The sequence below is a fragment of the Roseateles sp. GW821-FHT09B06 genome (assembly GCF_059418245.1).
The window spans coordinates 1-25,261 of record NZ_JBWKPM010000018.1 but is presented as its reverse complement, the minus strand read 5'-3'; the positions used below and the strand labels follow the sequence as shown (position 1 = coordinate 25,261).

Here is a 25,261-nt window from a genome sequence, read left to right as displayed (position 1 = left end):
GCGCGGGGTCGGGGTCAGGTCTTCACTTGGGCTGCGGCGCTACCAGGGGCCGGGCCAGGCGGCCGCCGTCCTGCTGCCAGAAGGCCGGGTCGGCCTGCTGGATGCGCTGCAGCGCATTGCGCATATGCTGCGCCGCGGCAGCACGGGCCGCGGCCGGGTCGCCGGCGGCGATGGCCTCGACGATCAGCGCATGCTCGTCATTGACGGCCTGGGCGAAGTCGCTGCGGCGCGCCTCGTTGGCGCGCGTCACGCGGGTCGCGCCGCGCAGGAACTGGGCCAGGTAATCCAGCGTGCCGATCATGAAGGGGTTGCCGGCGGCGCGCGCGATCGCGCGATGGAACAGCACATCTTCCTCCACGCCATCGCGCCCCGCCGCCGCCGCGACGGCGATCGCACGCAGCGCGGCGCGGATCGCGGCGATGTCGGCCGGCGTGCGGCGCTGGGCCGCCAGCTCGGCCACCTCGGCCTCCAGCGCGCGGCGCAGCTCGACGATCTGGCTGACCGCCTCGCGCGAGGCCGCGTGCGCGCGGTCGAAGTTCAGCGGCTCGAAGCCCGGCGCCAGCACATAGACGCCGCTGCCCTGGCGTGCATCGACCAGGCCGATCGACTTCAGGCGCGAGATGGCCTCGCGCACCACGGTGCGGCTGACCCGGAACTGGGCCACCAATGCCGCCTCGGTGGGCAGCTTGGCCCCCGGCGCCAGCCGGCCCGCGCGGATCTCGGCCTCCAGCGTGCCGGCCACCTGCTCGGCCAGCTTCAGGCCGGGCTTGACGGCGGCAAAAATCGGCGCTGGGGTGTCGCTCTGCTTCATCGCGGCGACTGCAGCCAGGCCGCGGCGCCCGCCCCGGCGACGCGACCGCTGGCCATGCTGGCGGTCAGCAGGTAGCCGCCGGTGGGCGCCTCCCAGTCCAGCATCTCGCCGGCGCAGAACAGGCCCGGCCGGCCTTGCAGCATCAGGGCCGCGTCCAGGTCCTCGAAGCGCACGCCGCCGGCGCTGCTGATGGCCTCGCGCACCGGCCGCGCCGCGACCAGGCGCAGCGGCAGGCGCTTGAGCCGCAGGGCCAGCGTGGCCGGGTCGGCGAACTCGGCCTTGCTCAGCAGCTCGTGCAGCAGGCCGGCCTTCAGGCCCTCGATGGAAAGCCGGCTCTTCAGATGGCTGGACAGCGAGCGCGAGCCGCGCGGATGCGCCACCTCGGCCGCCACCTTCGCGGCGCTGTGGCCGGGCAACAGGTCCAGGTGGATCAGCGCCGCACCGAACTCGGCGACCTCCTCGCGCAACAGGGCGGAAGCGGCATAGATCAGCGAGCCTTCGATGCCCGAGGCCGTGACGACGAACTCGCCCTGGCGCTCGAAGCGGCGCCGATCCGGCCCGGCGCCCTGCCCCTCGAAATGCAGCGCCACCGGCTTGACCGGCTGGCCGGCAAAGCGCTCGCCGAACAGCGGACTCCAGCCCGGCGCCTCGGCGTGGGCGGCGGTGGCCCCGATGTCGAAGCCGCAGTTGGCCGCGCGCAGCGGCGCGATCTCGAGGCCGCATTGCGCCTGCAGCAGCGCCGCCCAGGCACCATCCGAGCCCAGCTGCGGCCAGGAGGCGCCGCCCAGGGCCAGCACGGTGGCGTCGGCCCGCACCGCGAGCTCGCCCGCCGGCGTGGCGAAGCGCAGCTCTCCCTCGGGCGTCCAACCCAGCCAGCGCGAGCGCATGTGGAAGCGCACGCCGGCCGCGCGCAGCCGCGCCAGCCAGGCGCGCAGCAGCGGCGCGGCCTTCATGTCGCGCGGGAACACCCGGCCCGACGTGCCGACGAAGGTCTCGACGCCCAGCTCCGCCGCCCAGGCGCGCAGCGCCGGCGCATCGAAGGCGCGCAGCAGCGGCTCGATCTGCGGCGCACGCGCGCCGAAACGCGCCAGGAAGGGCGCGAAGTCCTCGGAATGGGTCAGGTTCAGCCCGCCCTTGCCGGCCAGCAGGAACTTGCGGCCCACCGAGGCCATGGCGTCGTAGACCTCGACCCGCGCGACACCGGCGGCGCGCAGGGTCTCGGCCGCCATCAGGCCGGCCGGGCCGCCGCCGATGACGACGGCATGGCGGACGGGCGAAGAGGATGCGGACATGGGGAGGAAGAGGCGCAGAGGGGCTCGGGCGGGAAGCCGGGAGTGTGCCAGATCGGGGACCGGACTCCCCCGCGCGGCGCACTCTTCCTGAAGGTCGGCGGCGGCCTTTGCCGCGCCCGCGGGCCTCAGCCGCGCTGCCCCGAGATGTAATGCTCCAGCTGTTCGATGATGAACTGCTGCTCGGAGATGGTGGCCTTGACGAGGTCGCCGATCGAGACCAGCCCGACCAGCCGGTCGCCGTCCATCACCGGCAGATGGCGCAGCCGGTTCTCGGTCATCAGCGCCATGCATTCCTCGACGGTCTGGCCGGGATGCACATACATCACCGGGCTGGACATGATGTCGGCCAGCGGCGTGTCCTTCGAGGAGCGCGCCATCAGCACGATCTTGCGCGCGTAGTCGCGCTCGGAGACGATGCCGACGACCCGGCCCTGCTCCACCACCACCAGCGCCCCGACGTTCTTGTCGGCCATCAGACTGACGGCCTGGTACACCGTGGCGGTCGGCGCCACGGTGTGGACGGCCGCGTCGGGCTTGGCGCGGAGAATCTGTGCGACGGTCTTCATGATGCAGCGCCTCTCGAAGAAGGGTTGCGGCCGGGCTCACCGGCGCGGCGGGCTCGGCGCCGCTGCGCAAGCATAGGCGATCCCGCGCCGGCCGGGCCGGCTTGGCAAGCGGCCCGGACCATGCTCTGATCCGGACTGCCGTCCGGCGCAGATCGCCGGGAGCGCGATATGCCGAACCGACCGACCCATGAGCAACTGAGCGCTCGCGACGACCAGGGGGAGCTGCACCGCATCATGGTGACGCGCGCGCCGATACCGGGTTCGGCGCATCTCCGCGGGCTGCCGCACTACAGCTGGCACGACGGGCAGCCCCTGCATCTCGTCGATGCGCGGGCCGGCATCCTCGAGTGCGCCCTCACCGGCCAGCGCCTGAGGATCGAAGACTGGCACGGCTGAGCGGCTGAAGCCGCCCGCGCGGCCGCCCCCCAGATCTCCCAGATCCCTCAGACCCCGCGCAGGGCCCGGCGCAGCTGGGCGCCGATCTCCGGCCGGTCCTTGAAGGCATCGGTCGGGTTGCGCAGCTGCATCACGTCCTCCAGCCGGGTCTGCACGCCGGCCAGGGCCTGCGGATGGCTGAAGATGTAGAAGCGCTCTTGGTCCATGGCCTCGAACACCATGGCGGCCACATCGGCCGCGCTGAGCTTGCCCGAGGACACCGCCTTGTCGCTCTGGGCCTGCGAGATCAGCTGGCTCTTGGTCGGCTGGCCGGCCGCCTGCGCGTCCGGGCGGTTGCGATGGCTTTGCGAGATGCCGGTGGGCACGAAGAAGGGGCACAGCACCGAGCAATGCAGCTGCTCGCTGACCAGGGACAGGTCCTGGTAAAGCGTCTCGCTCAAGCTGACCACCGCATGCTTGCTGACGTTGTAGACGCCCATGTTCGGCGGGTTCAGCATGCCGGCCATCGAGGCGGTGTTGACGATATGGCCTTCCCAGCCCGGATCGGCCGCCGCGGCCTCCAGCATCATCGGCGTGAACAGGCGCACGCCGTGCACCACGCCCATCAGGTTGACGCCCAGCACCCATTCCCAGTCGGCCAGGCTGTTTTCCCAGATCAGGCCGCCGGAGCCGACGCCGGCATTGTTGAAGACGAAATGCGGGGCGCCGAAGCGCGCCTGGACCGCGGCGGCGAGGGCCTCCATCTGCTCGGCCTTGGCAACGTCGACACGCCGGGCCAGCACCGGGTGGCCGGCGAATTCGGCCGCCGCCCTGTCCAGCGCATCGGCCTGCACGTCGCAGAGCACCAGGTTCATGCCACGCGCGGCGGCGATGCGCGCCACTTCCAGGCCGAAGCCCGAGCCGGCGCCGGTGATCACGGCCGTGCGGCCCCGATAGGTCTTCATGCTGTCGTCTCCTGTTTCCTGAGGCTGTAGCCGATGCGCGGGAAATGCACATGGACCAGGCCGGCGCGCTCGTCTGCACGGCGCAGGCTGATGCGCTCGGGGCTCAACCCCACCAGGGTGCCGGCCACCGGATCGGTGGCGTAGTCGGTGGCTGCCACGACGACCGGCTCGCCGGCCTCGAAGCCCTGGCCCGGCAGGACCTCGGCCGGCGTCAAGGCAGCCGGCACAGCGGCGCGCGCCAGCGCGATCGCGTCGGCGCCGGAGAGCTTGCTGCTCGAACCATGGCCGAAGGCGGCGACGCGCTCGAACCAGGCCGCCACCCGCGCGAAGGGCGCCAGGATGCCGGCCACCGGCGGCGCGCGGCGGATGTACCAGATGCTTTGCGCGGCCGCGAAGTCGGCGATGCTGGCCGCCGCGCCGCACAGGAAGCCGCGGCCATCCTGCAGCTGGCGCTCCAGCCAGCCGAGGTAGGTGTGCAGCGCCGCCGCCGCGTCCCGGGTGCCGGCGCGCTTCATGCCGGCCATCATCGCCGCGCGGTCGGCGCCGAAGGCCTGCAAGGCCTCGGGCGGCGCTCCCGCGAAGATCGCCGCGGCGCCGGCCGGCTGCATGGTGTAGGGGATCGCGACCCAGAACAGGTCGGTATCGGCCCATTGGGCCAGGATCTCGGCCGCACCGCCGGCCTCGGCCGGATAGAGGCTGGGCGCGGGCGCACGCGCCTCGATCACCCGGCTCATCAGCGCGGTGTCGCAATAGATGTCGGCGCCGATCTGCAGCAAGGGCGTGCGGCGGTAGCCGCCGGTGAGGGCCACGACATCGGGCTTGGGGCAGATGACCGGCACCGTGACGCTCTGCCAGGCCAGGCCCTTGAAGCCCAGGATCAGGCGCATCTTCTCGGAGAAGGGCGAGCCGGCGTAATGGTGCAGGATCAGCGCATCGCTGGTGGCGCTCATGGAGCGGGTCTCCTCATGTCGACATGCTGGATGCCGTCGTCGTCATAGGGTGCCGAGACGGTCTCGAAGCCCAGGCTGGCGTAGAAGCGCTCCAGATGGGCCTGGGCGCTGATCTCGAGGGTCTGGCCGGGCCACAGCCGCGCGCAGTGGCCGATCGCCTGCTGCATCAGCTCGCGGCCCTGGCCGGCGCCGCGCGCCGTCGGCGCGGTGACGACGCGGCCTATCATCGGCAGCGCCTGCTCGGCGCCCTTGGCGAACGGCGGCACCAGGCGTGCATAGGCCTGCAGCGTGCCATCCGCGCCATGGCCCTGCAGATGCCAGACCGCGGTATCCAGGCCGTCGGGGTCGAGGTAGACGCAGCGCTGCTCCAGCACGAAGACCCGGGCGCGCAGCCGCAGGATCTCGTAGAGCGCGCGCGCGTCCAGCCCGGCGAAACGATCGCAGCGCCAGTTCAGCATCGCTCGGTTCCCGCCCAACCTTGCCGCAGCGGGCCTTCCCAAGCGGGCAGCGCCGATCCGGTTCCGCCGGTCGGCCGGTGCCGCCCCCTTGAGGGGGCGCGCGCGGCGCGTAGGGGGCGGGCCATTCCTCAGACCAGCTTGACCAGCTGCTTGCCGAAGTTCCTGCCCTTCAAGAGGCCCAGGAAGGCCTCGGGCGCGGCCGGCAGCCCCAAGGCCACCGTCTCGCGGTACTTCAGCTTGCCGGTGGCGACCAGGGTGCCGAGCTCCTTCAGCGCCTCGGGCCAGAGCTCCATATGCTCGCTGACGATGAAGCCCTCGACCTTCATGCGGTTCACCAGGATCAGCTGGGGCGCCGTCATCGGGATCGGCTCGCCGTTGTAGCCGGCGATCATGCCGCACATCGCGATGCGGCTGAAGGCATTGGCGCGCAGCATCACCGCGTCCAGGATCATGCCGCCGACGTTCTCGAAGTAGCCGTCGATGCCGTTCGGGCAGGCGGCCTTCAGCGCCGCCGACAGGCTCTTCACGTCCCGGTGCTGCTTGTAGTCGATGCACTCGTCGAAGCCCAGTTCCTCCACCACCTGGCGGCATTTGTCGGGTCCGCCGGCGAGGCCCACGGCGCGCGCGCCGCGCACCTTGGCCAGCTGGCCCACCGCGCCGCCGACCGCACCGCTGGCGGCGCTGACCACCACGGTCTCGCCGGGCTTCGGGTTGATGATCTTGACCAGGCCGTACCAGCCGGTCACGCCGGGCATGCCGACCGCGCCCAGATAGGCCGACAGCGGCACGTGGCTGGTGTCCACCTTCTGCAGCACGCCGCGCTGGCTGGCGTCGACCAACTGGTACTCCTGCCAGCCGCCCATGCCGACCACCTTGTCGCCCGGCTTGAAGCTGGCGTTCATCGACTCGACCACCTCGCCGACGGTGCCGCCGATCATCACCTCGTTCAGCGGCTGGGGCTGGGCATAGCTCTTGCCCTCGTTCATGCGGCCGCGCATATAGGGGTCCAGGCTCAGGTAATGGTTGCGCACCAGCACCTGGCCCTCGGCCAGCGCCGGCACGGCGGCTTCCACCAGCCTGAAATTGTCGACCATGGGCTCACCGCCGGGGCGGGAGGCGAGAAGGATCTGGCGGTTGACGCGTGCTTGGCTCATGCGGATCTCCTGCTTGGAATCCGGTCATTGGAGCATGGCCGCCCGAGCGCGCGCGTCCCATGGGTGACAAGAAAAGAACGGTCGTGCTTTTCGCTGCCGGCTCAGTCGGCTCAGGCCGGCAGCACCGCGTCGCGCCCGGCCAGGCTGGGGCTCAGCGGCGTGATCAGGCGCGGCTTCTCGATGCCGTAGCCCTGCGCATAGTCCAGGCCCAGGCGCGCGATCTCGTCGCGCACCGCCTCGGTCTCCACCCATTCGGCGATCGTCGGGATGCCGATCGCGCGCCCCACCTGGTGGATCGCGCCGACCATCGCGCGGTCCACCGGGTCGCTGAGGATGTCGCGCACGAAGGCGCCGTCCAGCTTCAGGAAGTCCACCGGCAAGTTCTTCAGATAGCCGAAGGACGACAGGCCGGAGCCGAAATCGTCCAGCGCGAAGCGGCAGCCCAGCGCCCGGAACTGGCGCATGAACTCCATCGCCTGGCCCAGGTGGCCGATCGCCGCCGTCTCGGTGATCTCGAAGCAGAAGGCGCGCGGGTCCAGGCCCGAGGCCAGCAGGGTCGCGCGCGCGAACTCGCGGAAGCCCTCGTCGCCCAGCGAGGCGCCGGAGATGTTGACCGCGACGATCTCGCTGACGCTGGCGCGCACGCGGCCGCTGCGCACATGCTCGCAGGCGGTCTGCAGCACCCAGCGGTCCAGCTTGTTGGGCATCAGCTGGTAGCGCTCGGCGGCGGCGATCACCGGGCCGGTGGGCAAGGCCTGGCCCCGCTCGTCGAACATGCGCAGCAGGAATTCCTGGTAGCGCTGCACCGGCAGCTCGGGGCGCAGCGCCTGGGCGCTCTGCACGGCCAGCGCCAGGCGGCCGCCGGCCATCGCCTCGTTGATGCGCTCCACCCAGCCGAGGTCCTCGCGCCGGCGCGCCAGCTCGCCGTCGCTGGCGCTGAAGACGCAGACGCGATGCCGCCCCGCCTCCTTGGCCGCGTAGCAGGCCATGTCGGCGGCCGACATCAGCTCGGCCACGCTCTCGTTCTCGGCGCCGAGCTCGACCAGGCCGATGCTGACGCCCACCTCGAAGACGCGCTGGCGCCAGACGAAGCGGAAATCCGCCACCGCCTGCAGCAGCTTCTCGGCCACCTCGCGCGCCTGCTCAACCGGGCAGTCGGCCAGCAGCACGCCGAACTCGTCGCCGCCCAGCCGGGCCAGCGTGTCGCTGGCGCGCAGCCGGGCGCGCAGCGCGGCGCCGAGCTGGCGCAGCAGCTCGTCGCCGGCCTGGTGGCCGCAGGTGTCGTTGACGATCTTGAACTGGTCCAGGTCCAGGAACATCAGCGCATGGCGCCCGCCCTGGCCGCGCGCGCGCCCGAGCAGCGCGCGCAGTTGCTGCTCGAACTGCGGGCGGTTGATCAGGCCGGTCAGGTCGTCGTGACCGGCGCGCCAGGCCAGGTCCTGGGTCAGCGCGCGGGCGCGGCGCGCGCCCACATAGACCAGCAGACCCAGGCAGGCCAGGCCGGCCAGGGTCAGGCCCAGCACGGCCATCAGGATCTCGCGCCGCTGGCCGGCCGCCAGGGCCTCCACCGGAGCCAGCGGCACCTGCACCTCCAGCGCCCCCAGCAGCTGGTGCTGGCGCGTCAGCGCGGCGCCTGCAGCGCCTTCACGCTGCGACCCTTGCCCGGCAGCGCCCGCAGGTACTTGAAGGTGCCGGTGGCATGGGCGCAGAGCTTGCCGTCCTCGCCGAACACCGAGCCCTCGCAGAAGGCCATCGTGGTGGAACGGTGCAGCAGCCTGCCCAGCGCGCGCAAGCGCCCTTCGCCGGGACGCATGAAGCTGGTCTTCATCTCGATGGTGACGACGCCGGGACCGAAGTCCGGCTGATCGCGGTGGATGCTGCGCGCCGCATGGGCCATCGCCACATCCAGCAGGGTCATCACGACGCCGCCATGCGCCACCGCCCAGGAGTTCAGGTGCGCCTCGGTCAGGTCCAGGTGCAGTTCGGCCTCGCCGTCGCCGATCGCATGCAGCTCGAAGCCGAGCCGCTCGACAAAGGGAATGTGGACCGGAAAGGTCAGCTTCTGAGTCGTCAAGTTCAGCCTCCCACGAGCGCGCTGACGCCGCCGTCCACCGCCAGGATCTGCCCGGTGATGTGCTTGCCGGCGCGGCTGGCGAACAGCAGCACCGCGCCCTTCAGGTCCTCGTCGTCGCCCAGGCGGTTCAGCGGCGCATGCGCGGCCATCACGTCGGCGCCCACCGCGGCCAACAGGCCCTTGGTCATCTTGCTGGGGAAGAAGCCCGGCGCGATCGCGTTGACCGTGATGCCATGGGCACCCCATTCGCCGGCCAGCGCGCGGGTGAAGTTCACCGCCGCGCCCTTGCTGGTGTTGTAGGCGATGGTCTTCATCAGCGCCGGGTTGCCGCCCAGGCCGGCGATCGAGGCGATATTGATGATGCGACCGCTCCTGCGCGGAATCATGCTCTGGCGCGCCACCTCCTGCGCCACGATGAAGAGGCTGCGGATGTTCAGGTTCATCACCTTGTCCCAGGCCTCGACCGTATGCTCCTCGGCCGGCGCGCCCCAGGTGGCGCCGGCATTGTTGACCAGGATGTCGATGCGACCCAGACGCTCCATGGTCTGCGTGACGATGCCGCGGGCTTGGCGCTCGTCGGCCGCGTCGGCGGCGATCCAGCGCGCGTCGATGCCGCGGTCCTGCAGCTGGGCCACGGCCTCCTCCAGATCGGCCGCCTTGCGCGAGCTGAGCATGATCTTGGCGCCGGCCTCGCCCAGCGCCTCGGCCATCTGCAGGCCCAGGCCGCGCGAACCGCCGGTCACCAGGGCCACCTGGCCCGTGAGGTCGAACAGGTCTTGCACAGGTGTCGTCATTGCTTTGTCTCCAGAAAAATCTCAGGGCCAGCGCGAGCGGACGAAGATCAGCACCACACCGGCCGCGGCGGCAATGCCGCCCTTGGCGATCAGGAACCAGCCCAGCAGCTCGTTGCCGCCACGCAGGATGAAGAGCCCCAGGCTGGCGGCCAGGCCGCCGCCGTAGATCAGGATCCAGACCAGGCGTTCGATCCAGATGAGCGTATTAGAACCAGGCATCGTCCATCTCCCTGCAGAGCGCTTCGCGGCCGGACACCACGGCCAGCCAGGCATCGATCTTAGGGAGTTCGTAGGCGAAGAAGTAACGACCGGCGGCGCGCTTGCCGCGCGCGAAGTCGCTGTCGCCCGCGGCCGCAAGGCCCAGCTCCAGCCAGATCCAGGCCAGCACCACATGGCCGAAGGCCTGCAGATAGGGCGTGGCATTGGCCAGCGCCTCCTCGGGCACGCCGCTGGCCCAGGCGTTCTTGGTGGCACGGCCCAGCTTGGCCAGGGCCGCGGCCAGCTGGTTGGCCGGCTCGGCCAGGGCCGGCCGCTGCAGCGCGGCCTCGACCGTGCGGTTGACGCGCGCGGCCAGGGTCAGCAGAGCCTTGCCCCCGTCCATCACCACCTTGCGGCCCAAGAGGTCCAGGCCCTGGATGCCATGCGTGCCCTCGTGGATCATGTTCAGGCGGTTGTCGCGCCAGTACTGCTCGACCGGGAAGTCGCGCGTGTAGCCGTAGCCGCCCAGCACCTGGATGGCCAGCGAGTTGGCCTCCAGGCACCATTCGCTGGGCCAGCTCTTGGCGATCGGGGTCAAGACCTCCAGCAGCAGATGCGCCTCGGCCGCGGCCTCGGGTGCGCCGCTGTTCAACTCGTCCACCAGGCGCGCGCAATACAGCTCCAGCGCCAGCCCGCCCTCGACATAGCTCTTCTGCGCCAAGAGCATGCGCTTGACGTCGGCATGCTCGATGATCGGCCGCTGCGGCTGGCTGGCATCTTTCCCGCCGGGGCCAACGGGCCGGCCCTGCGGACGCTGGCGCGCGTATTCCAGGCTGGCCTCATAGCCCGCATGGCCCAGCATCACCGCACCCAGGCCCACGCCGATGCGCGCCTCGTTCATCATGTGGAACATGCAGCTCAGGCCCTCGCCGGGCCGGCCGACCAGATAGCCCACGGCACCGGCCTTGCCGCCGGGGCTGAACCTGCCCTCGCCGAAGTTGAGCAGGCAGTTGGTCGTGCCGCGGTAGCCGAGCTTGTGGTTCAGGCCGGCCAGGGCCACGTCGTTGCGCTCGCCGGTGAGATTGCCCTCGGCGTCCACCATCTTCTTCGGCACGATGAACAGCGAGATGCCGCGCGTGCCGGGGATCAGCTTGCCGTCCGGGCCGGGGATCTTGGCCAGCACCAGATGGATGATGTTCTCGGCCAGCTCATGCTCGCCGCCGGAGATCCACATCTTGTTGCCCTTCAGGCGGTAGCGCGGGCCCAGCGGATCGGCCTCGAACTCGGCACCATCGGGCTCGGCGCGCGTCGCCACGTCCGAGAGGGACGAGCCGGCCTGCGGCTCGCTCAGGCACATCGTGCCGAACCAGCGGCCGGCAAACTCGGCTCGAGCGAAGACCTCGCGCTGGCGCTCGCTGCCATGCGCCATCAGCAGGTTCGCATTGCCCTTGGTCAGCATCGCGTAGCCGCTCATCGCGACGCTGGCCTTGCTGATGAAGCTCTTGGCCGCCATCTCGATCACGCAGGGCAGCTGCATGCCGCCCAGCTCGTAGTCCTGACTGGCGGCCAGCAGGCCGGATTCGGCAAAGGCGCGCATTGCCGCATGGGTGGCCTCGGGCAGATGCACCTTGTCGCCATCGAAATGCGGCTCCTCGGTATCGGCCAGGCGGTTGAAGGGCGCGAACTTCTCGCGCGCCAGCTTCTCGGCCAGATCCAGCACCGCGCCGTAGGTCTCGGCGGAATGCTCGGCGAAGCGCTCGCGTGCGCTCAGGTCTTCGACCTTGAGCCAGTCGTTCAGCAGGAATTCCAGGGTCTGGCGCACGGCACCCTCCTCTTCTCGATCGACGCTTACTCGGCGGCCTTGGTCACGGCCATCGTGCCCGCGGCCTTGACGCAGAGCCGGCGCTGGCCGTCGGCGCCCAGCGCATAGACCTCGGCCTCGGTGAAGCTCAGCTGCCGCCCGGGCTTCAGCACCCAGGCCTCGCAGACCAGGCGCTCGCCCTGCGCGCCACGCAGCAGATTGGTCTTGAACTCGGCCGTCAGGATCCAGTGCCCCGGCGGGGCCATGGTCTGCGCGGCCGCGCCCATCGTGTGGTCGGCCAGCGCCGCCATCACGCCGGCATGCACGACGCCGGTGTGCTGCAGATGCCGCGGCGCCAGCACCAGCTCGGTCGTGATCCGGCCCTCGGCCGCCGCGATGGGCTCGACGCCCAGGTCCACCATGAAGGGCGAAGCGCGGAAGAAGCCGCGCAGGGTGTCGAGATCGATCTTGTTCACAGCACTTCGAACACGCCGGCCGCGCCCATGCCGCCGCCGATGCACATCGTGACGCAGACCTTCTTCGCGCCGCGGCGACGGCCCTCGATCAGCGCATGGCCGGTCAGGCGCTGGCCCGAGACGCCGTAGGGATGGCCCACCGCGATCGCGCCGCCGTTGACATTCAGGCGGTCCATCGGGATGCCCAAGGTGTCGGCGCAGTACAGCACCTGCACCGCGAAGGCCTCGTTGAGCTCCCACAGGTCGATGTCGGCCACCGTCAGGCCCAGCTTCTTCAGCACCTTGGGCACGGCGAAGACCGGGCCGATGCCCATCTCGTCGGGCTCGCAGCCGGCCACCGCGAAGCCCAGGAAGCGGCCCAGGGGCTTCAGGCCATGGCTCTCGGCATACTGCTCGCTGACCACCACGCAGGCGCCGGCGCCGTCGCTGAACTGGCTGGCATTGCCGGCCGAGATCAGGCCGCCGGGCAGGGCCGAGCGCAGATCCTTGATGCCCTCGTAGGTCGTGCCCTCGCGCAGGCCCTCGTCGGCCGCGATCGTCACTTCCTTGCTCATCAGGCCCATCACCTTGTCGGCCACGCCCATCGTCGTCGTAACGCTGATCAGCTCGTCGGCGAATTTGCCGGCGGCCTGGGCCGCGCAGGCCTTTTGCTGGCTGGCGGCACCATACTGGTCCATGCGCTCGCGGCCGATTTGATAGCGCTTGGCCACCTGTTCGGCGGTCTGCAGCATGCTCCAGTAGATCTCGGGCTTGTTCTTCACCAGCCAGGGGTCGGCGTACATATGGCGGTTCGCCTCGTTCTGCACGCAGGAGATGCTCTCGACGCCGCCGGCCACATAGACATCGCCCTCGCCGGCGATCACACGCTGGGCCGCCATCGCGATGGTCTGCAGGCCCGAGGAGCAAAAGCGGTTGACCGTCACGCCGGACACCGTGATCGGCAGGCCGGCGCGCAGCACGATCTGGCGCGCGATATTGCCGCCGGTCGCGCCCTCGGGCGTGGCGCAGCCCATCAGCACGTCCTCGATCGCGCCGGCCTCGATACCGGCACGCTCGACCGCGGCCTTCACCGCATGGCCGCCCAGGGTCGCGCCATGGGTCATGTTGAACGCGCCCTTCCAGCTCTTGGCCAGCGGGGTGCGCGCGGTGGAAACGATGACGGCTTTGCTCATGGTGTTGCTCCGTAGGAAGGTCGTTGTGGGTTCACCTGGCGGCTTCGCTCACCAGACGGTGATAGAAGCGCGTCAGCTCGGCCAGATTGGCCGTGGAAATGCGTTCATTGGTGCCGTGGAAGCGCGGCAGGTCCTGCGGACCGGCGCGCACCGGCGAGAAGCGGTAGATGTGATCGCTGACCGCCTCGAAGTGGCGCGAGTCGGTGGCACCGATCATCAGGCCCGGCGCGACCAGGGTGCCGGGAAAGACCTCGCGCAGCGTGCGATTGAGCAGCTGGTAGGAGTCGGAGGCGGTCGGCGAGACCTTGCTGGGCTCGGAGGCACCGGGCAGCGCGTAGAGCTCGAACCTGTCGTCGCCCACGGCCTGCTTCACATGGCTCAGCACCGCGGCCCGGCTGTCGCCGGGTAGCAGGCGGAAGTTGACCGTGGCCTCGGCCGAGCCGGGCAGCACATTGTCCTTGTTGCCGGCATTGAAGACGGTCGGCGCGGTGGTGGTACGCAGCATCGCGTTGGTGCTGGCGCCCTGCGCCAGCTGCTTCTCGACGATCGGGCCGAACAGCCAGAGATTGGACAGCGCGATGCGCTGGAAGCCGCTCATCTCCGGCGCGATGGTCTCGAACATCTCGCGCGCGATGCCCTTGATGCCGCCGGGCAGCTGAGCGTCGTCGATGCGCTTGACGGCCGCGGCCATCATCGCGATCGCGCCCGTCCCCTTGGGCGGCGGCATGCTGCTGTGGCCCGGCGTCGCCGGCACCTTCAAGACCACCGACAGATAGCCCTTCTCGGCAATGCCGATCAGGGCCGCCGGCTTGGCCAAGCCCGGCATCACGCCCTCGGTGATCAAGAGGCCCTCGTCGAGCACGAAGTCCAGCCGGACGCCGCGCTCTTGCAGGGTCTGGGCGATCACCTTGGCGCCGCGCAGGCCGCCGACCTCCTCGTCGGCACCGAAGGCCAGGTAGATGGTGCGGCGCGGCCTGAAGCCTGCCGCGACCAGGGTCTCGACGGCCTCCAGCTGCGCGAGCAGATTGCCCTTGTCGTCCCAGGCGCCGCGGCCCCAGACGAAGCCGTCCTTGACGATGCCGGCGAAGGGCTCCTGGCCCCAGTCCTTCTCGGTGCCCGGCGCGACGGGCACCACGTCCTGGTGCGCCATCAAGAGCATGGGCTTGGCGGCGGGGTCGCTACCCTGCCAGCGGTAGAGCAGGCTGAGTTCCCCGATGACCTCGCGCTGCAGCGCCGCATGCAGCCTGGGATAGGCCTGTTGCAGATGCGCATGCAGCTGCCGGAACTGCTCGGCATTGAGCTGCGCATCGCTCAGCGAGGAGACGGTGCGCGCGCGCACCGCGCCGGCCAGGCGCTCGGCGAGGCCAGCCTCGTCCACCGCCAGCGGCTGTGCCAGCGGCGCGACCTCCAGCTGGCGCGAACCCTGGCGCCAGGTGTTGATCGCGACGGCCAGGATCAGCGCCAGCATCGCCAGCCCCAGGAGTTTCAGCAGAATGCGCACGATTGCCAATGTGCCTCATCGATGGCGAGCCCCAACGCAGGCCGCGCGGAGCCCGAGGATCCGGCTTCGCCGGGCCTAGGGGCTCGCCCCCTCGAGGGGGCGCGCGCAGCGCCTAGGGGGTGGGCCCTCATTTCAGCTAAAGGACTTGCCTTCGGCGACGAGGCGCTGGATCAGCGGCGCCGGCTCCCAGAACTTGGCATCGTCCAGCGGGTTCTTGGCAAAGCGCTGCATCGCCTGCACGACATTGAACAGGCCCATGGTGTCGGCATAGCACATCGGGCCGCCGCGCCACAGCGGGAAGCCGTAGCCCGTCAGGTAGACCATGTCGACGTCCGAGGCGCGCTGGGCGATGCCCTCCTCCAGCAGATGGGCGGCCTCGTTGACCAGCGCGTAGACCAGGCGGTGCACGATCTCGTCGTCGCCGATCTGGCGCGGCGTGATGCCTAAGGCCGCGCGATGCTTGACGAGCATCTCCTCGACCACCGGCGAGGGAATCGCGTCGCGCTTGCCGGCCTGGTAGTCGTACCAGCCGGCTTGCGTCTTCTGGCCGAAGCGGCCCAGCTCGCAGAGCAGGTCGGCGCTCTTCGAGTAGCGCAGGTTCGGCTTCTCCTGGTAGCGGCGCTTGCGGATGGCCCAGCCGATGTCGTTGCCGGCCAGATCGCCCATGCGGAACGGGCCCATCGCGAAGCCGAACTTCTCGGCCGCCTTGTCGACCTGCTGCGGGCTGGCGCCCTCGTCCAGCAGGAAGCCGGCCTGGCGGCTGTACTGCTCGATCATGCGGTTGCCGATGAAGCCGTCGCAGACGCCCGACACGACCGCCGTCTTCTTGATCTTCTTGGCCAGCTGCATCACGGTGGCCAGCACGTCCTTGGCCGTCGCGGCGCCGCGCACCACCTCCAGCAACTTCATCACATTGGCCGGGCTGAAGAAATGCAGGCCCACCACGTCCTGCGGGCGCTTGGTGAAGTTGGCTATTCTGTTGACGTCCAGGGTCGAGGTGTTGGAGGCCAGGATCGCGCCGGGCTTCATCACCTCGTCGAGCTGCTTGAACACCGCCTCCTTGACGCCGAGCTCCTCGAACACCGCCTCGATCACCAGATCGGCGCTGCCGATGTCGGCATAGTTCAAGGTGGTCGTCAGCAGCGCCATGCGCTGCTCGTACTTGTCCTGCTTCAGCTTGCCCTTCTTGACCTGGGCCTCGTAGTTCTTCCTGATCGTCGCAACGCCGCGGTCCAGCGCTTCCTGCTTGGTTTCCAGGATCGTCACTGGGATGCCGGCGTTCAGGAAGTTCATCGAGATGCCGCCGCCCATCGTGCCGGCGCCGATCACGGCCACCTTCTCGATCTTGCGCACCGGCGTGTCCTCGGGCACATCGCCGATCTTGCTGGCGGCACGTTCGGCGAAGAAGGCATGGCGCAGCGCCTTCGATTCCGGCGTCAGCATCAGCGCCGCGAAGCCCTCGCGCTCGGCCTTCATGCCGTCCTCGAACTTCATCTTCACCGAGGCGGCCACCGCCTCCAGGCAGCGCAGCGGCGCCGGGAAGTTCTTGCTCATCCCGCCGACCATATTGCGGGCGAACTGGAAATAGGCCTCGGGCTCGGCATGGCGGGCCTTCAAGTCGCGCACCTTGGGCAGGGGGCGCTTGTCTGCTACCTCGTTGGCATAGGCGAGCGCGCCCTCCAGCAGATCGCCGTCGACGATGATCTTCTGGAACAGCTGCTGGCCCGGCACCTGGGCCAGCAGCTCGCTGTTCACCGGCTCGCCGCTGACGATCATGTTCAGCGCGGGCTCGACGCCCAAGGCGCGCGGCAGACGCTGCGTGCCGCCGGCGCCGGGCAAGAGGCCCAGCTTCACCTCGGGCAGTGCGATCTTGGCGCCCGGCGCGGCGACGCGGTAATGGCAGCCCAGCGCCAGCTCCAGGCCGCCGCCCATGCAGACCGTGTGGATCGCGGCGACCACCGGCTTCGTGCAGTTCTCGACCACCGCGATCAGGCTCAAGAGGTTCGGTTCGGCCAGGGCCTTGGGCGAGCCGAACTCGCGGATATCGGCGCCGCCGGAGAAGGCCTTGCCGGCGCCGGTGATCACCACGGCATGGATGGCAGCGTCCGCCTCGGCCTGGGCGATGCCCGCGGCCGCGGCCTTGCGGGTCTCATAGCCCAGACCGTTGACCGGCGGGTTGCTCAAGGTGATCACGGCGACCTTGCCGCGGACTTCGTAAGTTGCAGTCATGCTGACCCCTTCTGTGCAGAGCGATGCGGGAGATGCGATAGGGCTCGGCCCTTGTCTCGCGGGCCGAGTTCAGAATAGAACGATCGTTCGATTCTAGGCAGCAAATCCGCACCGGCGATGTCCCTGTCGTGACAGGGTCGTACCGGGATTTGCGAGGGGCCCCGCCGCAGCGCCGCCGGGCCTGCTCGGGCGCGCTCAGGAGCGGCGCAGGATCTGGGTCTCGGCGAAGCCGTCCTTGGGAATCGGGGCCTCGGGCGGCAGCGGCAGGAACACTTCCTTGGCCTGCTCCGGCGCGGGGCGCGGCCGGCTGTCGCCGACGGGCAGCGGCCCGGCCTGACGCAGCTCGGCCAGTTCGCGCTGCAGTTGCTCGACCTGGCGGCGCGCCTGCGACACCTGCTGGCCGATCTGCTGACGCGACTGCTCCAGATGCTCGACGCGCCCCCGCGCGACGCGCAGCCGGCGGCCATACCACCACATCGCCCCCAGCCAGGCCAGCGCGCCGCCGATCAGCACGGCGAATCCCAGCATCAGCGACTGCGTTGTTGCGTTCATGGTTTCCCTCGCGTCGGCAAGCTGGGCTCAATGTAGCGCCGCGCCCGAGCAGCGCCAACGCCCCTTCTAGGTGGGTTGCGGCGGCCCGGCCCGGCAGATATGTGGCGGATTTAACGCGGTGGCAGCATCGCTGCAAAGGGCTTCAGCAGGCCCAGCAAGGCCTCGGGCTGCTCCAGCGGGCTCAGGTGCGAGGCCTCGGCCAGCAGTTCCAGGCGCGCGCCGGGAATGCGGGCCGCGATCGCCTCGGCCATGGCCGGCGTCGCGCCCTGGTCCAGCGCCCCGGCGATCACCAGGGTCGGGCAGGCCACCGCGCCCAGGCGCTCCAGATAGTCCACCGCGCACACCGCCTGGCAGGCCGCCACATAGCCGACCGCGTCCTGGTCCAGCAGCTGGGCCAGCACGGCCTGCGCGGCCTCGGGTTCGGCGGCGCGGAAATCGGCGTGCAGATAGCGCTCGGTCACCATCTGCGCCACGGCCGCCATGCCGCCAGCCTCCACCGCCGCGATGCGCTGGGCCCAGGCGGTGCGGGCGGCCTCGGGGTATTGCGAAGTCGTGTGCGCGAGCACCAGGCCGCGCAGCAGCTCCGGATGTCGCAGGGCCAGGCCTTGCCCCACCATGCCGCCCATCGACAGACCGACGAACAGCACCGGGCCGCGCCCCCATTCGCGGATCAGGCGCGCGGCATCGTCCACGAGCTGATCGAGGGTGTAGGGCCCGGCCGGCACGGCCGATTCGCCATGGCCGCGATGGTCGTAGCGCAAGGTGGGATGGCCGGCACCGGCCAGCTCGGCGGCCACGCCGTCCCACATATGCAGATCCAGCCCCAGCGCGTGGCTGAAGACGATGGGCACGCCCCCATCCTCCAGGTTCGCCTCGCCCTGCAGCATCACGGCCAGCTGCGGCTGGCTGAAGGTGTGCTGCGGCCGCGGGCGCGCGGCGCGCGTCAGCGGCCGCGGCAGCGGCGCCAGGCCCTCGGCCTTGAGGATCTCGCCGGTGATTTTGAAGGCGGTGTTGGCGGCCGGCACGCCGCAGTAGATCGCGCCCTGCATCAGGGTTTCCTGGATCATCGTCAGGGTCACGCCGCCACCGGTTTTGCTCGCGCGCACGGCCGCGCGGCAATGCAACTCGAACTCCTCCCAGCGCGCCAGGCCCATGGTCATGCCCAGCACCAAGAGGCGCCGGGTCGGCTTGTCCAGGCCCGGCCGGCCCCAGATCTCGTGCCAGGCGTAGCGGGTGATGAATTCCTGGAACTCGGCGTTGAAGGCGCTGGCGCCGGCCGTCGAGCGCTGCACCCAGTCCTCGCCCAGCATGGCGCGCCGGTTGACGAGGCCGCGCTCGAAGTCGTCCTGGCGTTGATCGGGCGGGAGTTCGGCAGGCAGGTCGGGCTGGCTCATGGGTTGCGGGGCGTGTCGATCAGGGCCGTCCATTGTGCGCGCGCCTGGCGCAGCGCCGCGTCCATGCGCGCGTCGGCATGGCGCGCCGCGGCCTGCACATCGAACACCGCGTCCAGCTCGGATTCCGAGATCCGCCCCTGCAGCTCGCCATCCTGCGCCCGCAGCTCGCGCGCCAGCAGGCGCAGCGGCCGACCCTGGCCCAGGACCTGCTGCGACAGGCCTTCGACGGCCTGGTGCGCGCGCGCCTTGCCCCAGACCCGACCCAGCAGCAGGGCCAGGCCTTCCGCAAACACCAGGTCCTGCAGCCGATCGATGTTCTCCAGCATGCGCGCCGGGTGCAGCTGCAGGCCCGGGGCGGCCTGCGCCAGCGCATGCACGGCGCTGTGGCAGCTCAGCAGCAGGCCGGCCCATTCGGCCTGCTCGGCCTGCCAGCCGCCCAGGCCGCGCTCCTGTTCCTGGTCCATGCAGGCCAGCAGGGCCGCCACGCGCTGCGGCGCGCGCCGGGCCGCCGCCAGCGCCTGCATGCAGGCCACCGGATTGCGCTTGTGCGGCATCGCGCTCGAGCCGCCCGAGCCGCTGACCGCGCCCTCCATCAGCTCGCCCACCTCGGCCTGGGCCAGCAGCGACCAGTCGCGCGCCAGCTTGCCCAGCGAGCCGGTCAGCACGCCCAGCTCCGCGCCCAGGCGCAGCCAGCGGTCTCGCTGGGTATGCCAGGGCGTCGGGGGCAGAGGCAGGCGCAGCTCGGCCGCCAGTTCGGCCGCCACGGCGGCGCCCTGCTCGCCCAGCGCCGCCAGGGTGCCGGCGGCGCCACCCAGCTGCAGCTGCAGGGCCGCATCGGCCTGCATGCGCAGGGCTTCGGCCGAACGCAGCAGCGGCAGGGTCCAGTTGAGCAGGCGCGCGCGCAGGCTGCCCACCAGGGCCGGCTGCAGCAGCGTGCGGCACAGCAGCGGCGTGGCAGCATGCTGCTCGGCCAGGTCCAGCAGCCGGCCGCACAGGGCCAGCAGATCATCCTCGATCAGGCGCAGCGCGCGCCGCGTCTGCAGCACCAGGGCGGTGTCGATCACGTCCTGGCTGGTGCTGCCCCAATGCACATAGCCGGCGGCGGCCGGGTCGAACAGCGCCACCGTCTCGGTGAGCTTGTTGACCAGCGGGATCGCCAGGCTGCCGGCGCGGCCGCTGGCGGCCATCAGGCCCTGCACATCGTAGAGCTCGGCCCGGCACAGGCTGGCGATGGCCTGGGCCGCGGCCTGCGGGATGACGCCGACGCGCGCCTGCGCACGCGCCAGCGCGGCCTCGAAATCCATCATCGCCTGGACAAGAGCGCGCTCGTCGAGCAGCGCGATCATTTCCGGCGTGGACAGGAACACTTCACTCACCAACACTGCATCGTCATCCGGTAGCCAGGGTCCGGGTCATGCTAGCGAGACGGCTCGATGCTGAGAGCGTGGACAAACCCGCAGACGCGGGCCTGCCACATTCCCGGAGCCTTGGGCCTTCGATCAGGCCGTGGCGGTCGCGGCGACGGCCGAATGGGCATTCGCCAGACGCGCCATATTGCCCAGCGAGACGCGGTGCATCTCGATCAGCGACATCAGGCCGTTGCGGAACAGCTCCAGCACCTTGGCATCTTCCAGCTTGGCGAGCTTCTCTTCGTTGACGGCCAGGAAACCGTCGACATTGAGCGTTTCGCCGCTCGGCAGCGTGGCCTCGAAGCGCATTTCCTGCAGCAGCTCCAGCTTCTGCAGTTCGATGCTGGCCAGCCGGGTGCGCTCGGCCTCGCGCTCGAAGTTCTCCAGGAAGCTGCGGGCGTTGGCCGTGAACTCGCTGGGCTCGCCGTCGGCGCCGAACAGCGGGGTGCCTTCGGTCTGCGAAAAGCCCCGCCACTGCTCGTCGAAGCAGACGGCGACCTGGTCGCTGTTGTCCAGGCGCGCCATCGCGAAGGGATAGCGGCGCAGATAGGCCGGCATGTAGGTGGCCGTCCACTGGCCGTCCTTGACGAACATATTGTGGCCGGGCTTCAGGCCGAACACGGCCAGCGGCGCCACGACCTGCAGGCTGCCGTCCTTCGGTGCCTCGCCGACGCGCACGAACACGATCGGGAATTCCTTGCAGGCCTCGTTGAACTCGACCGCGGCCAGGAACGCCGAGTTCAGGCCGGCGGCCTGCTCCACGGTAGCGATCTCGGTCTGCAGGCGCAGGTTCTTGTGCTGCTCACGGTCCAGCGGCAGCAGACTGCCGTACATCGGGGGGTTGCTCATTGCTCTTTATCTCCGTCATCCTCTGCCAGTCGCGAAACCAGCACCTTGTCCACACGCTTGCCGTCGAGGTCCACGACCTCGAATCTCCACGCGTTCCATTCCGCCACATCGGCCGTGCGCGGCAAGCGCCCCAGCAGCAGCATGATCATGCCGGCCAGGGTGTTGTAGCGCCCACGATCCTCCTCGGGCAGTTCCTTCAGGCCCAGGCGGTCCTTCAGCTCGGGCACCGGGATCAGGCCGTCCATCAGCCAGCTCCCGTCCTCGCGCTGCACCGCCCAGGCATCGCCATCGCTCGGGGCCGAGAACTCGCCGGCGATGGCTTCCAGCACATCGCGCACCGAGATCACGCCCTGCACCTCGCCATACTCGTCGACCACGAAGACCAGCTGCGCGTCCGAGCCGCGGAAATGATCCAGCAGCTCCATGCCCGACAGGGTCTCGGGCACGAAGATCGGCGCCTCGAGCCCCTCGCTCAGCAGCAGCGGTTCGCAGGCCAGCGAGCGCTGCAAGAGACGCTGCGCCGACATCACGCCGACCACGTCCGACAGCCCGCCGCGGCACACCGGATAGCGGCTGTAGCCATGGGCCTTCAGCATCTCCAGCACCTGGATGGCGTCGTCGTCGATGTCCAGCCAGGCGATCTCGGCGCGCGGGATCATCATCGAGCCGACCTGGCGCTCGTCCAGCCGGAACACATTGCGCACCATCTGATGCTCCTGCTCCTCGATCACCCCGGCGTCCAGCCCCTCCTCCAGACTGGCCGCGATCTCCTCTTCGGTCACGCCGCGCGACACCTTGCCGCGCAGGCCCAGCAGGCCCAAGGTGGCGTCGGTGGAAAAGCTCAGCAGCTTGACCAGCGGCCGCGCAATCAGCGACAGCAGCTCCATCGGCGGCGCCACCAGGCGGGCCACCGTCTCGGGATACATCTGGCCCAGGCGCTTGGGCACCAGCTCGCCGAAGATGATGGTCAGCACCGTCAGGATCACCACCACCAGGCCGGTGGCCGCCAGATCGGCGGCACGCGGCGGCATATGGAAGCTGCTCTCCAGCCAGAGCCCCAGCGGTCCCGAGAAGGCCGCCTCGCCGACGATGCCGTTGAGCACGCCGATCGAGGTGATGCCGATCTGCACCGTGGACAGGAACTTGGTCGGGTTGTCGTGCAGGTCCATCGCCGCCTGCGCGCCGGACTCGCCGCTCTCCACCATCACCTGCAGCCGCGCCTTGCGGCTGGCGGTCAGCGCCATCTCCGACATGGCAAACAGGGCGTTGAGAAGAATCAGGAAAAGAACAAGAGCGGTGTCCATCGAGAGCGCCGCCGACTCAAGGGTTTACCCGTGGCCGCGCTGGTTTTTTCAGAAGCCGGCAAGAGTAGCAGAAGGCCATGTCTATTCCGACAGCACAATCCCGCTATGCACTACCTGATCGGCGACATCCAGGGCTGTTGCGACGCGCTGGAGCGCTTGCTGGCCATTCTCGATTTCTCACCCTCACGCGACCGGATCTTCCTGCTTGGCGACCTGGTCAACCGCGGCCCCGCCTCGCTGGCCACCCTGCGCCGCCTGCAGGGCCTGGGCGAGGCCGCCACCTGCCTGCTGGGCAACCACGACCTGCACCTGCTGGCCACCGCGGCCGGCGTGCGCAAGCCCCACCGCGGCGACACCATGCAGGAAATCCTCGATGCCCCCGACCGCGAGGCCCTGCTCGACTGGCTGTGCCAGCAACGCCTGGCCTGCTTCTCGCAGGGCTGGCTGATGGTGCATGCCGGCGTGCTGCCGCAATGGACCGGCGAGCAGACCCTGGCGCTGGCGGCCGAGGTCGAAACCCTGCTGCGGGGGCCGGAGCTGGCGGAGTTCCTGCCGCAGATGTACGGCAACGAACCCGAGCAATGGCGCGACGACCTGGCCGGCGCGGACCGGCTGCGCTGCATCGTCAACGCGCTGACCCGGCTGCGCTTCTGCGACGCCGAGGGCCGCATGGATTTCAAGACCAAGGACGGCGCCACCGGCGCCCCGCCGGGCCATATGCCCTGGTTCGAGGTGCCGGGCCGGCGCAGCGCCGCCACGCCGATCGCCTTCGGCCACTGGTCGACGCTGGGCCTCTTGAACCGCGCCGACCTGCTGGCCCTGGACACCGGCTGCGTCTGGGGCGGCCAGCTCAGCGCGATGCGCGTCGACGGCGGGCTGCGCGAGCTGATCCAGGTGGACTGCGCGCAGGTGCAGGCGCCGGGCGGCTAGAATGCGGGCCCTGCCGGTCGTGCGCTGCCGCCGGCACGGTTTGTGGAGGCTTGGGGGAGTGGTTTAACCCAACAGTCTTGAAAACTGTCGACGGGCAACCGTCCGTGAGTTCGAATCTCACAGCCTCCGCCAGACTTCTAGGAAATGCGGGCCTTTGCAGCCCGTTTCTTGTTTTCACCCCCCATAAAACCCACCAACGCGGCGGTCTTATCGGGGTTGCACTTGCACAACAGCGGCGGTCGCCATGTCTGCCGCCAGCGCTGCGGTTGCCCAGTCGCCAGGACCTACTCCTACTCAACCGGATGTGGTGCACTCGATGCAGCTCCGGCCCCCTGCTCTCGCGCCCTTCTCCGCCAAAGCGATGCAACTGGACAGGCTGACACTGGACGCGGTCTTCCTCAACGAGGCGGCCCTGCGCCTGCTGCCGTATCCGCGACCGGCACAGATCACGCTGCGCCTGGCCTCGGGCCAGCGCGAGGGCGAGGGCGAGGGGCGCAGCATCAGCCGGCGGCCGGCGGCCGGCGGGTGGCGGGTGGCGGGTGGCGGCGCGACGTTGGCGGTGCTGGACATCGCCGCCGCTCAGGGCCTGCTGGGGCGGCCGGGACGCCGCTGCCACCCGGGCGACCCGGCGCCGACGCAGAGGGTGATTCCCAGGACCTGCCGGCGCTGAGCCGCGCCTACCGGGTCAACCTGGGCGTGCTCTCGCTGATGGCCCCGTTCACTGGCAGCCTTCTGGTGTTCGCGGTGCACAGGCCCTGGCCCAGGCGCAGCGCCGGCCGCAGCTGGCCCTGCTGGGCGTGCCGGCGCACGAGCGCGCCGCGCTGATCCTGGCCGAGGCCGCGCCGCTGGGCCTGCTGCTGGGCACCGGCCTGGCCGCGCTGGACCTGCGCCTGCTGGGCGGCGGACTGGGCGGCGGGCTGCTGGCCGGCGCCCCCTGCCTCCGGGGCCCTAGGCGCAGCTTCTGTTCGGCGGCCTCGGCCTGGCGGTGGCGGTCGGCAGCGCGCTGGGCCCGGCCTGGCGCGCGCGGCGCATGGTGCCGGCCCAGGTGCTGAAGGGCCTGGAGCAAGACCTGGCCCCGGCCGTGCGTCCGCTGCCGGGGCTGGCCAGGCTGGCGGCCTGCCCGGCCCCGCTCAGCATGCGGCTCGGCGGCGAGCTGCTGGGGCCGGCCCTGGTGCGCTTGCCCAGATGCGCTCGCTCGCGATGCCGCCGCAACGTGGGGCCCCGGCGGCACATCCTCGATGCTGCGGATGGGCTGGTGTTATCCCTATTGCCAGCACCGGCCTGCGGCGGAGGATTTGGACAGGGGAGACGACACCATGACGAACTTCTTCGCACGCCAGGCCTTGCGCTTCAACAACGACATGGCCCGCTCATGCAGCGCGCTGCTGGGCATCGCTCAGGGCATGCTGGCCGACGGTGACCTCAACGATCGCGAGATTGGGTTCTTGCGGGACTGGCTGGCCGCGAACGAGTCGCTCTGTGAGACCTGGCCGGGCAACGCCCTGCACGCCAAGATTGAGGACGTGCTGCAAGATGGCATGATCACGGAAGTCGAACGCCTGCACCTTCAAGACACGCTGCAGGCCCTGATCGGGGGCGCACTCGAGGATCTGGCCCAGTCCACCCACGTCACCGAGCTGGCGCTTGACCAGGTCGAGATGGTCGAATTCGCTGATCGCCGGTTCTGCCTCACCGGCGATTTCGCCTACGGTCAGCGCGGCGACTGCGAGCGTCTAATTGAGGCACGCGGCGGCATCGTCGCGGCATCGGTCTCAAAGAAGCTGCATTACGTTGTGGTCGGCGGTCTCGGCAGCCCCGAGTGGAAGCACGGCAGTTTCGGCACCAAGATCGCCAAGGCCATGGAATTGAAGCAGGCCGGCGCGCCGCTGCTGATCGTGCATGAGGATGCCTGGGTGGCAGCCATAAGGGCTTAGAGCAGCTAACAAAACCTATCATCACGCCCAGAAGAACAAGCGTTGATGTTGAATGTCGAGAAAACGGGAAGTC

At 70.1% G+C, this 25,261-nt stretch carries 26 protein-coding genes, 1 tRNA gene and 1 pseudogene; 6 read left to right on the top strand and 22 right to left on the bottom strand.

Annotation, left to right across the window (positions count from 1 at the left end; genetic code table 11):
• Nucleotides 1-22: 22 nt before the first annotated feature.
• The 3 genes from AC07OQ_RS15895 to AC07OQ_RS15885 all read right to left on the bottom strand — a co-directional run bounded on the left by AC07OQ_RS15895 (nt 23) and on the right by AC07OQ_RS15885 (nt 2,669).
• Nucleotides 23-811, bottom strand: coding sequence for a FadR/GntR family transcriptional regulator (locus AC07OQ_RS15895; RefSeq protein ID WP_495054104.1), 789 nt, complete (start codon nt 809-811; stop codon nt 23-25).
• On the bottom strand, nt 808-2,103 hold the full coding sequence (locus tag AC07OQ_RS15890; RefSeq protein WP_495054103.1) for a BaiN/RdsA family NAD(P)/FAD-dependent oxidoreductase: 1,296 nt from the start codon (nt 2,101-2,103) through the stop codon (nt 808-810). Before AC07OQ_RS15890 ends, AC07OQ_RS15895 begins: the two co-directional genes overlap by 4 nt.
• 125 nt (nt 2,104-2,228) lie before the next feature.
• Entirely contained in the window at nt 2,229-2,669 is a 441-nt protein-coding gene (locus tag AC07OQ_RS15885) for a CBS domain-containing protein (protein ID WP_495054102.1), read from the bottom strand.
• 168 nt (nt 2,670-2,837) lie between these two features.
• Between AC07OQ_RS15885 and AC07OQ_RS15880 the strand changes: the two genes are divergently transcribed.
• Complete coding sequence (locus AC07OQ_RS15880) at nt 2,838-3,065, top strand: hypothetical protein (protein WP_495054101.1); 228 nt, start codon at nt 2,838-2,840, stop codon at nt 3,063-3,065.
• Between the two features lie 47 nt (nt 3,066-3,112).
• Here AC07OQ_RS15880 and AC07OQ_RS15875 read toward each other — a convergent pair whose 3' ends face one another.
• The 19 genes and pseudogenes from AC07OQ_RS15875 to AC07OQ_RS15785 all read right to left on the bottom strand — a co-directional run.
• Nucleotides 3,113-4,009 carry an SDR family oxidoreductase gene (locus AC07OQ_RS15875; RefSeq protein WP_495054100.1) on the bottom strand — a complete coding sequence of 299 codons (897 nt, stop codon included), beginning with the start codon at nt 4,007-4,009 and terminating at the stop codon, nt 3,113-3,115.
• Nucleotides 4,006-4,959, bottom strand: coding sequence for a glutathione S-transferase family protein (locus AC07OQ_RS15870; protein ID WP_495054099.1), 954 nt, complete (start codon nt 4,957-4,959; stop codon nt 4,006-4,008). The genes AC07OQ_RS15875 and AC07OQ_RS15870 overlap by 4 nt, the downstream gene beginning before the upstream one ends.
• The gene (locus AC07OQ_RS15865; RefSeq protein ID WP_495054098.1) at nt 4,956-5,417 is read right to left on the bottom strand and encodes a GNAT family N-acetyltransferase; all 462 of its coding nucleotides are present in this window, start codon (nt 5,415-5,417) and stop codon (nt 4,956-4,958) included. Before AC07OQ_RS15865 ends, AC07OQ_RS15870 begins: the two co-directional genes overlap by 4 nt.
• Before the next feature lie 128 nt (nt 5,418-5,545).
• Nucleotides 5,546-6,571, bottom strand: coding sequence for an NADP-dependent oxidoreductase (locus AC07OQ_RS15860; RefSeq protein ID WP_495054097.1), 1,026 nt, complete (start codon nt 6,569-6,571; stop codon nt 5,546-5,548).
• 110 nt (nt 6,572-6,681) lie between these two features.
• Nucleotides 6,682-8,154 (bottom strand): EAL domain-containing protein, encoded by a 1,473-nt coding sequence (locus AC07OQ_RS15855; protein ID WP_495054096.1) that lies wholly within the window; start codon nt 8,152-8,154, stop codon nt 6,682-6,684.
• Between the two features lie 38 nt (nt 8,155-8,192).
• The gene (locus AC07OQ_RS15850; RefSeq protein WP_495054095.1) at nt 8,193-8,645 is read right to left on the bottom strand and encodes a PaaI family thioesterase; all 453 of its coding nucleotides are present in this window, start codon (nt 8,643-8,645) and stop codon (nt 8,193-8,195) included.
• Nucleotides 8,646-8,647: 2 nt separating this feature from the next.
• Complete coding sequence (locus AC07OQ_RS15845) at nt 8,648-9,439, bottom strand: SDR family oxidoreductase (protein WP_495054094.1); 792 nt, start codon at nt 9,437-9,439, stop codon at nt 8,648-8,650.
• Between the two features lie 21 nt (nt 9,440-9,460).
• Nucleotides 9,461-9,658, bottom strand: a complete 198-nt coding sequence (locus AC07OQ_RS15840) for a hypothetical protein (protein WP_495054093.1) — start codon at nt 9,656-9,658, stop codon at nt 9,461-9,463.
• Nucleotides 9,645-11,459, bottom strand: a complete 1,815-nt coding sequence (locus AC07OQ_RS15835; RefSeq protein WP_495054092.1) for an acyl-CoA dehydrogenase — start codon at nt 11,457-11,459, stop codon at nt 9,645-9,647. Before AC07OQ_RS15835 ends, AC07OQ_RS15840 begins: the two co-directional genes overlap by 14 nt.
• A 26-nt stretch (nt 11,460-11,485) precedes the next feature.
• The gene (locus tag AC07OQ_RS15830) at nt 11,486-11,914 is read right to left on the bottom strand and encodes a PaaI family thioesterase (protein ID WP_495054091.1); all 429 of its coding nucleotides are present in this window, start codon (nt 11,912-11,914) and stop codon (nt 11,486-11,488) included.
• Nucleotides 11,911-13,086: an acetyl-CoA C-acyltransferase gene (locus AC07OQ_RS15825; RefSeq protein WP_495054090.1), complete on the bottom strand. Its 1,176-nt coding sequence runs from the start codon at nt 13,084-13,086 to the stop codon at nt 11,911-11,913. Before AC07OQ_RS15825 ends, AC07OQ_RS15830 begins: the two co-directional genes overlap by 4 nt.
• Before the next feature lie 31 nt (nt 13,087-13,117).
• Nucleotides 13,118-14,590 (bottom strand): M20 family peptidase, encoded by a 1,473-nt coding sequence (locus AC07OQ_RS15820; RefSeq protein ID WP_495054161.1) that lies wholly within the window; start codon nt 14,588-14,590, stop codon nt 13,118-13,120.
• Nucleotides 14,591-14,719: 129 nt separating this feature from the next.
• Nucleotides 14,720-16,816, bottom strand: coding sequence for a 3-hydroxyacyl-CoA dehydrogenase NAD-binding domain-containing protein (locus AC07OQ_RS15815; RefSeq protein ID WP_495054089.1), 2,097 nt, complete (start codon nt 16,814-16,816; stop codon nt 14,720-14,722).
• A 195-nt stretch (nt 16,817-17,011) separates the two neighbouring features.
• Nucleotides 17,012-17,368 (bottom strand): hypothetical protein, encoded by a 357-nt coding sequence (locus AC07OQ_RS15810; protein ID WP_495054088.1) that lies wholly within the window; start codon nt 17,366-17,368, stop codon nt 17,012-17,014.
• 110 nt (nt 17,369-17,478) lie between these two features.
• Nucleotides 17,479-18,762, bottom strand: a complete 1,284-nt coding sequence (gene pcaCD, locus AC07OQ_RS15805; protein ID WP_495054087.1) for a bifunctional 4-carboxymuconolactone decarboxylase/3-oxoadipate enol-lactonase PcaCD — start codon at nt 18,760-18,762, stop codon at nt 17,479-17,481.
• A complete protein-coding gene (gene pcaB / locus AC07OQ_RS15800; RefSeq protein ID WP_495054086.1) occupies nt 18,759-20,138 on the bottom strand; it encodes a 3-carboxy-cis,cis-muconate cycloisomerase in 1,380 nt (459 codons plus the stop codon). Before pcaB ends, pcaCD begins: the two co-directional genes overlap by 4 nt.
• Nucleotides 20,139-20,261: 123 nt before the next feature.
• Nucleotides 20,262-21,020 carry a SapC family protein gene (locus tag AC07OQ_RS15795; RefSeq protein WP_495054085.1) on the bottom strand — a complete coding sequence of 253 codons (759 nt, stop codon included), beginning with the start codon at nt 21,018-21,020 and terminating at the stop codon, nt 20,262-20,264.
• Nucleotides 21,017-21,445 carry a transporter associated domain-containing protein gene (locus AC07OQ_RS15790; protein ID WP_495054160.1) on the bottom strand — a complete coding sequence of 143 codons (429 nt, stop codon included), beginning with the start codon at nt 21,443-21,445 and terminating at the stop codon, nt 21,017-21,019. Before AC07OQ_RS15790 ends, AC07OQ_RS15795 begins: the two co-directional genes overlap by 4 nt.
• 138 nt (nt 21,446-21,583) lie before the next feature.
• Nucleotides 21,584-22,324 (bottom strand): annotated as a pseudogene (locus AC07OQ_RS15785) (hemolysin family protein); the annotation flags it as partial.
• A 105-nt stretch (nt 22,325-22,429) separates the two neighbouring features.
• On the opposite strand from AC07OQ_RS15785, the gene AC07OQ_RS15780 reads away from it, so the two are divergent.
• From AC07OQ_RS15780 to AC07OQ_RS15760, 5 genes are all read left to right on the top strand, one after another.
• Complete coding sequence (locus AC07OQ_RS15780; protein ID WP_495054084.1) at nt 22,430-23,254, top strand: symmetrical bis(5'-nucleosyl)-tetraphosphatase; 825 nt, start codon at nt 22,430-22,432, stop codon at nt 23,252-23,254.
• A gap of 44 nt (nt 23,255-23,298) precedes the next feature.
• Nucleotides 23,299-23,386, top strand: a tRNA-Ser gene (locus tag AC07OQ_RS15775).
• Between the two features lie 229 nt (nt 23,387-23,615).
• Nucleotides 23,616-23,924, top strand: a complete 309-nt coding sequence (locus AC07OQ_RS15770) for a hypothetical protein (protein ID WP_495054083.1) — start codon at nt 23,616-23,618, stop codon at nt 23,922-23,924.
• 127 nt (nt 23,925-24,051) lie between these two features.
• Nucleotides 24,052-24,306: a hypothetical protein gene (locus AC07OQ_RS15765; RefSeq protein WP_495054082.1), complete on the top strand. Its 255-nt coding sequence runs from the start codon at nt 24,052-24,054 to the stop codon at nt 24,304-24,306.
• Between the two features lie 264 nt (nt 24,307-24,570).
• Nucleotides 24,571-25,188, top strand: coding sequence for a BRCT domain-containing protein (locus AC07OQ_RS15760; RefSeq protein WP_495054081.1), 618 nt, complete (start codon nt 24,571-24,573; stop codon nt 25,186-25,188).
• Nucleotides 25,189-25,261 lie beyond the last annotated feature (73 nt).

What these genes read in the sequence shown, in the direction of transcription:
- AC07OQ_RS15885 (WP_495054102.1), bottom strand. Translation starts at nt 2,669, where the DNA reads ATGAAGACCGTCGCACAGATTCTCCGCGCCAAGCCCGACGCGGCCGTC.
- AC07OQ_RS15795 (WP_495054085.1), bottom strand. Translation starts at nt 21,020, where the DNA reads ATGAGCAACCCCCCGATGTACGGCAGTCTGCTGCCGCTGGACCGTGAG.
- AC07OQ_RS15780 (WP_495054084.1), top strand. Translation starts at nt 22,430, where the DNA reads ATGCACTACCTGATCGGCGACATCCAGGGCTGTTGCGACGCGCTGGAG.
- AC07OQ_RS15865 (WP_495054098.1), bottom strand. Translation starts at nt 5,417, where the DNA reads ATGCTGAACTGGCGCTGCGATCGTTTCGCCGGGCTGGACGCGCGCGCG.
- AC07OQ_RS15840 (WP_495054093.1), bottom strand. Translation starts at nt 9,658, where the DNA reads ATGCCTGGTTCTAATACGCTCATCTGGATCGAACGCCTGGTCTGGATC.
- AC07OQ_RS15810 (WP_495054088.1), bottom strand. Translation starts at nt 17,368, where the DNA reads ATGAACGCAACAACGCAGTCGCTGATGCTGGGATTCGCCGTGCTGATC.
- AC07OQ_RS15815 (WP_495054089.1), bottom strand. Translation starts at nt 16,816, where the DNA reads ATGACTGCAACTTACGAAGTCCGCGGCAAGGTCGCCGTGATCACCTTG.
- AC07OQ_RS15845 (WP_495054094.1), bottom strand. Translation starts at nt 9,439, where the DNA reads ATGACGACACCTGTGCAAGACCTGTTCGACCTCACGGGCCAGGTGGCC.
- AC07OQ_RS15880 (WP_495054101.1), top strand. Translation starts at nt 2,838, where the DNA reads ATGCCGAACCGACCGACCCATGAGCAACTGAGCGCTCGCGACGACCAG.
- AC07OQ_RS15760 (WP_495054081.1), top strand. Translation starts at nt 24,571, where the DNA reads ATGACGAACTTCTTCGCACGCCAGGCCTTGCGCTTCAACAACGACATG.
- AC07OQ_RS15860 (WP_495054097.1), bottom strand. Translation starts at nt 6,571, where the DNA reads ATGAGCCAAGCACGCGTCAACCGCCAGATCCTTCTCGCCTCCCGCCCC.
- AC07OQ_RS15825 (WP_495054090.1), bottom strand. Translation starts at nt 13,086, where the DNA reads ATGAGCAAAGCCGTCATCGTTTCCACCGCGCGCACCCCGCTGGCCAAG.
- AC07OQ_RS15770 (WP_495054083.1), top strand. Translation starts at nt 23,616, where the DNA reads ATGCAACTGGACAGGCTGACACTGGACGCGGTCTTCCTCAACGAGGCG.
- pcaCD (WP_495054087.1), bottom strand. Translation starts at nt 18,762, where the DNA reads ATGAGCCAGCCCGACCTGCCTGCCGAACTCCCGCCCGATCAACGCCAG.
- AC07OQ_RS15875 (WP_495054100.1), bottom strand. Translation starts at nt 4,009, where the DNA reads ATGAAGACCTATCGGGGCCGCACGGCCGTGATCACCGGCGCCGGCTCG.
- AC07OQ_RS15890 (WP_495054103.1), bottom strand. Translation starts at nt 2,103, where the DNA reads ATGTCCGCATCCTCTTCGCCCGTCCGCCATGCCGTCGTCATCGGCGGC.
- AC07OQ_RS15895 (WP_495054104.1), bottom strand. Translation starts at nt 811, where the DNA reads ATGAAGCAGAGCGACACCCCAGCGCCGATTTTTGCCGCCGTCAAGCCC.
- AC07OQ_RS15790 (WP_495054160.1), bottom strand. Translation starts at nt 21,445, where the DNA reads ATGGAGCTGCTGGATCATTTCCGCGGCTCGGACGCGCAGCTGGTCTTC.
- AC07OQ_RS15870 (WP_495054099.1), bottom strand. Translation starts at nt 4,959, where the DNA reads ATGAGCGCCACCAGCGATGCGCTGATCCTGCACCATTACGCCGGCTCG.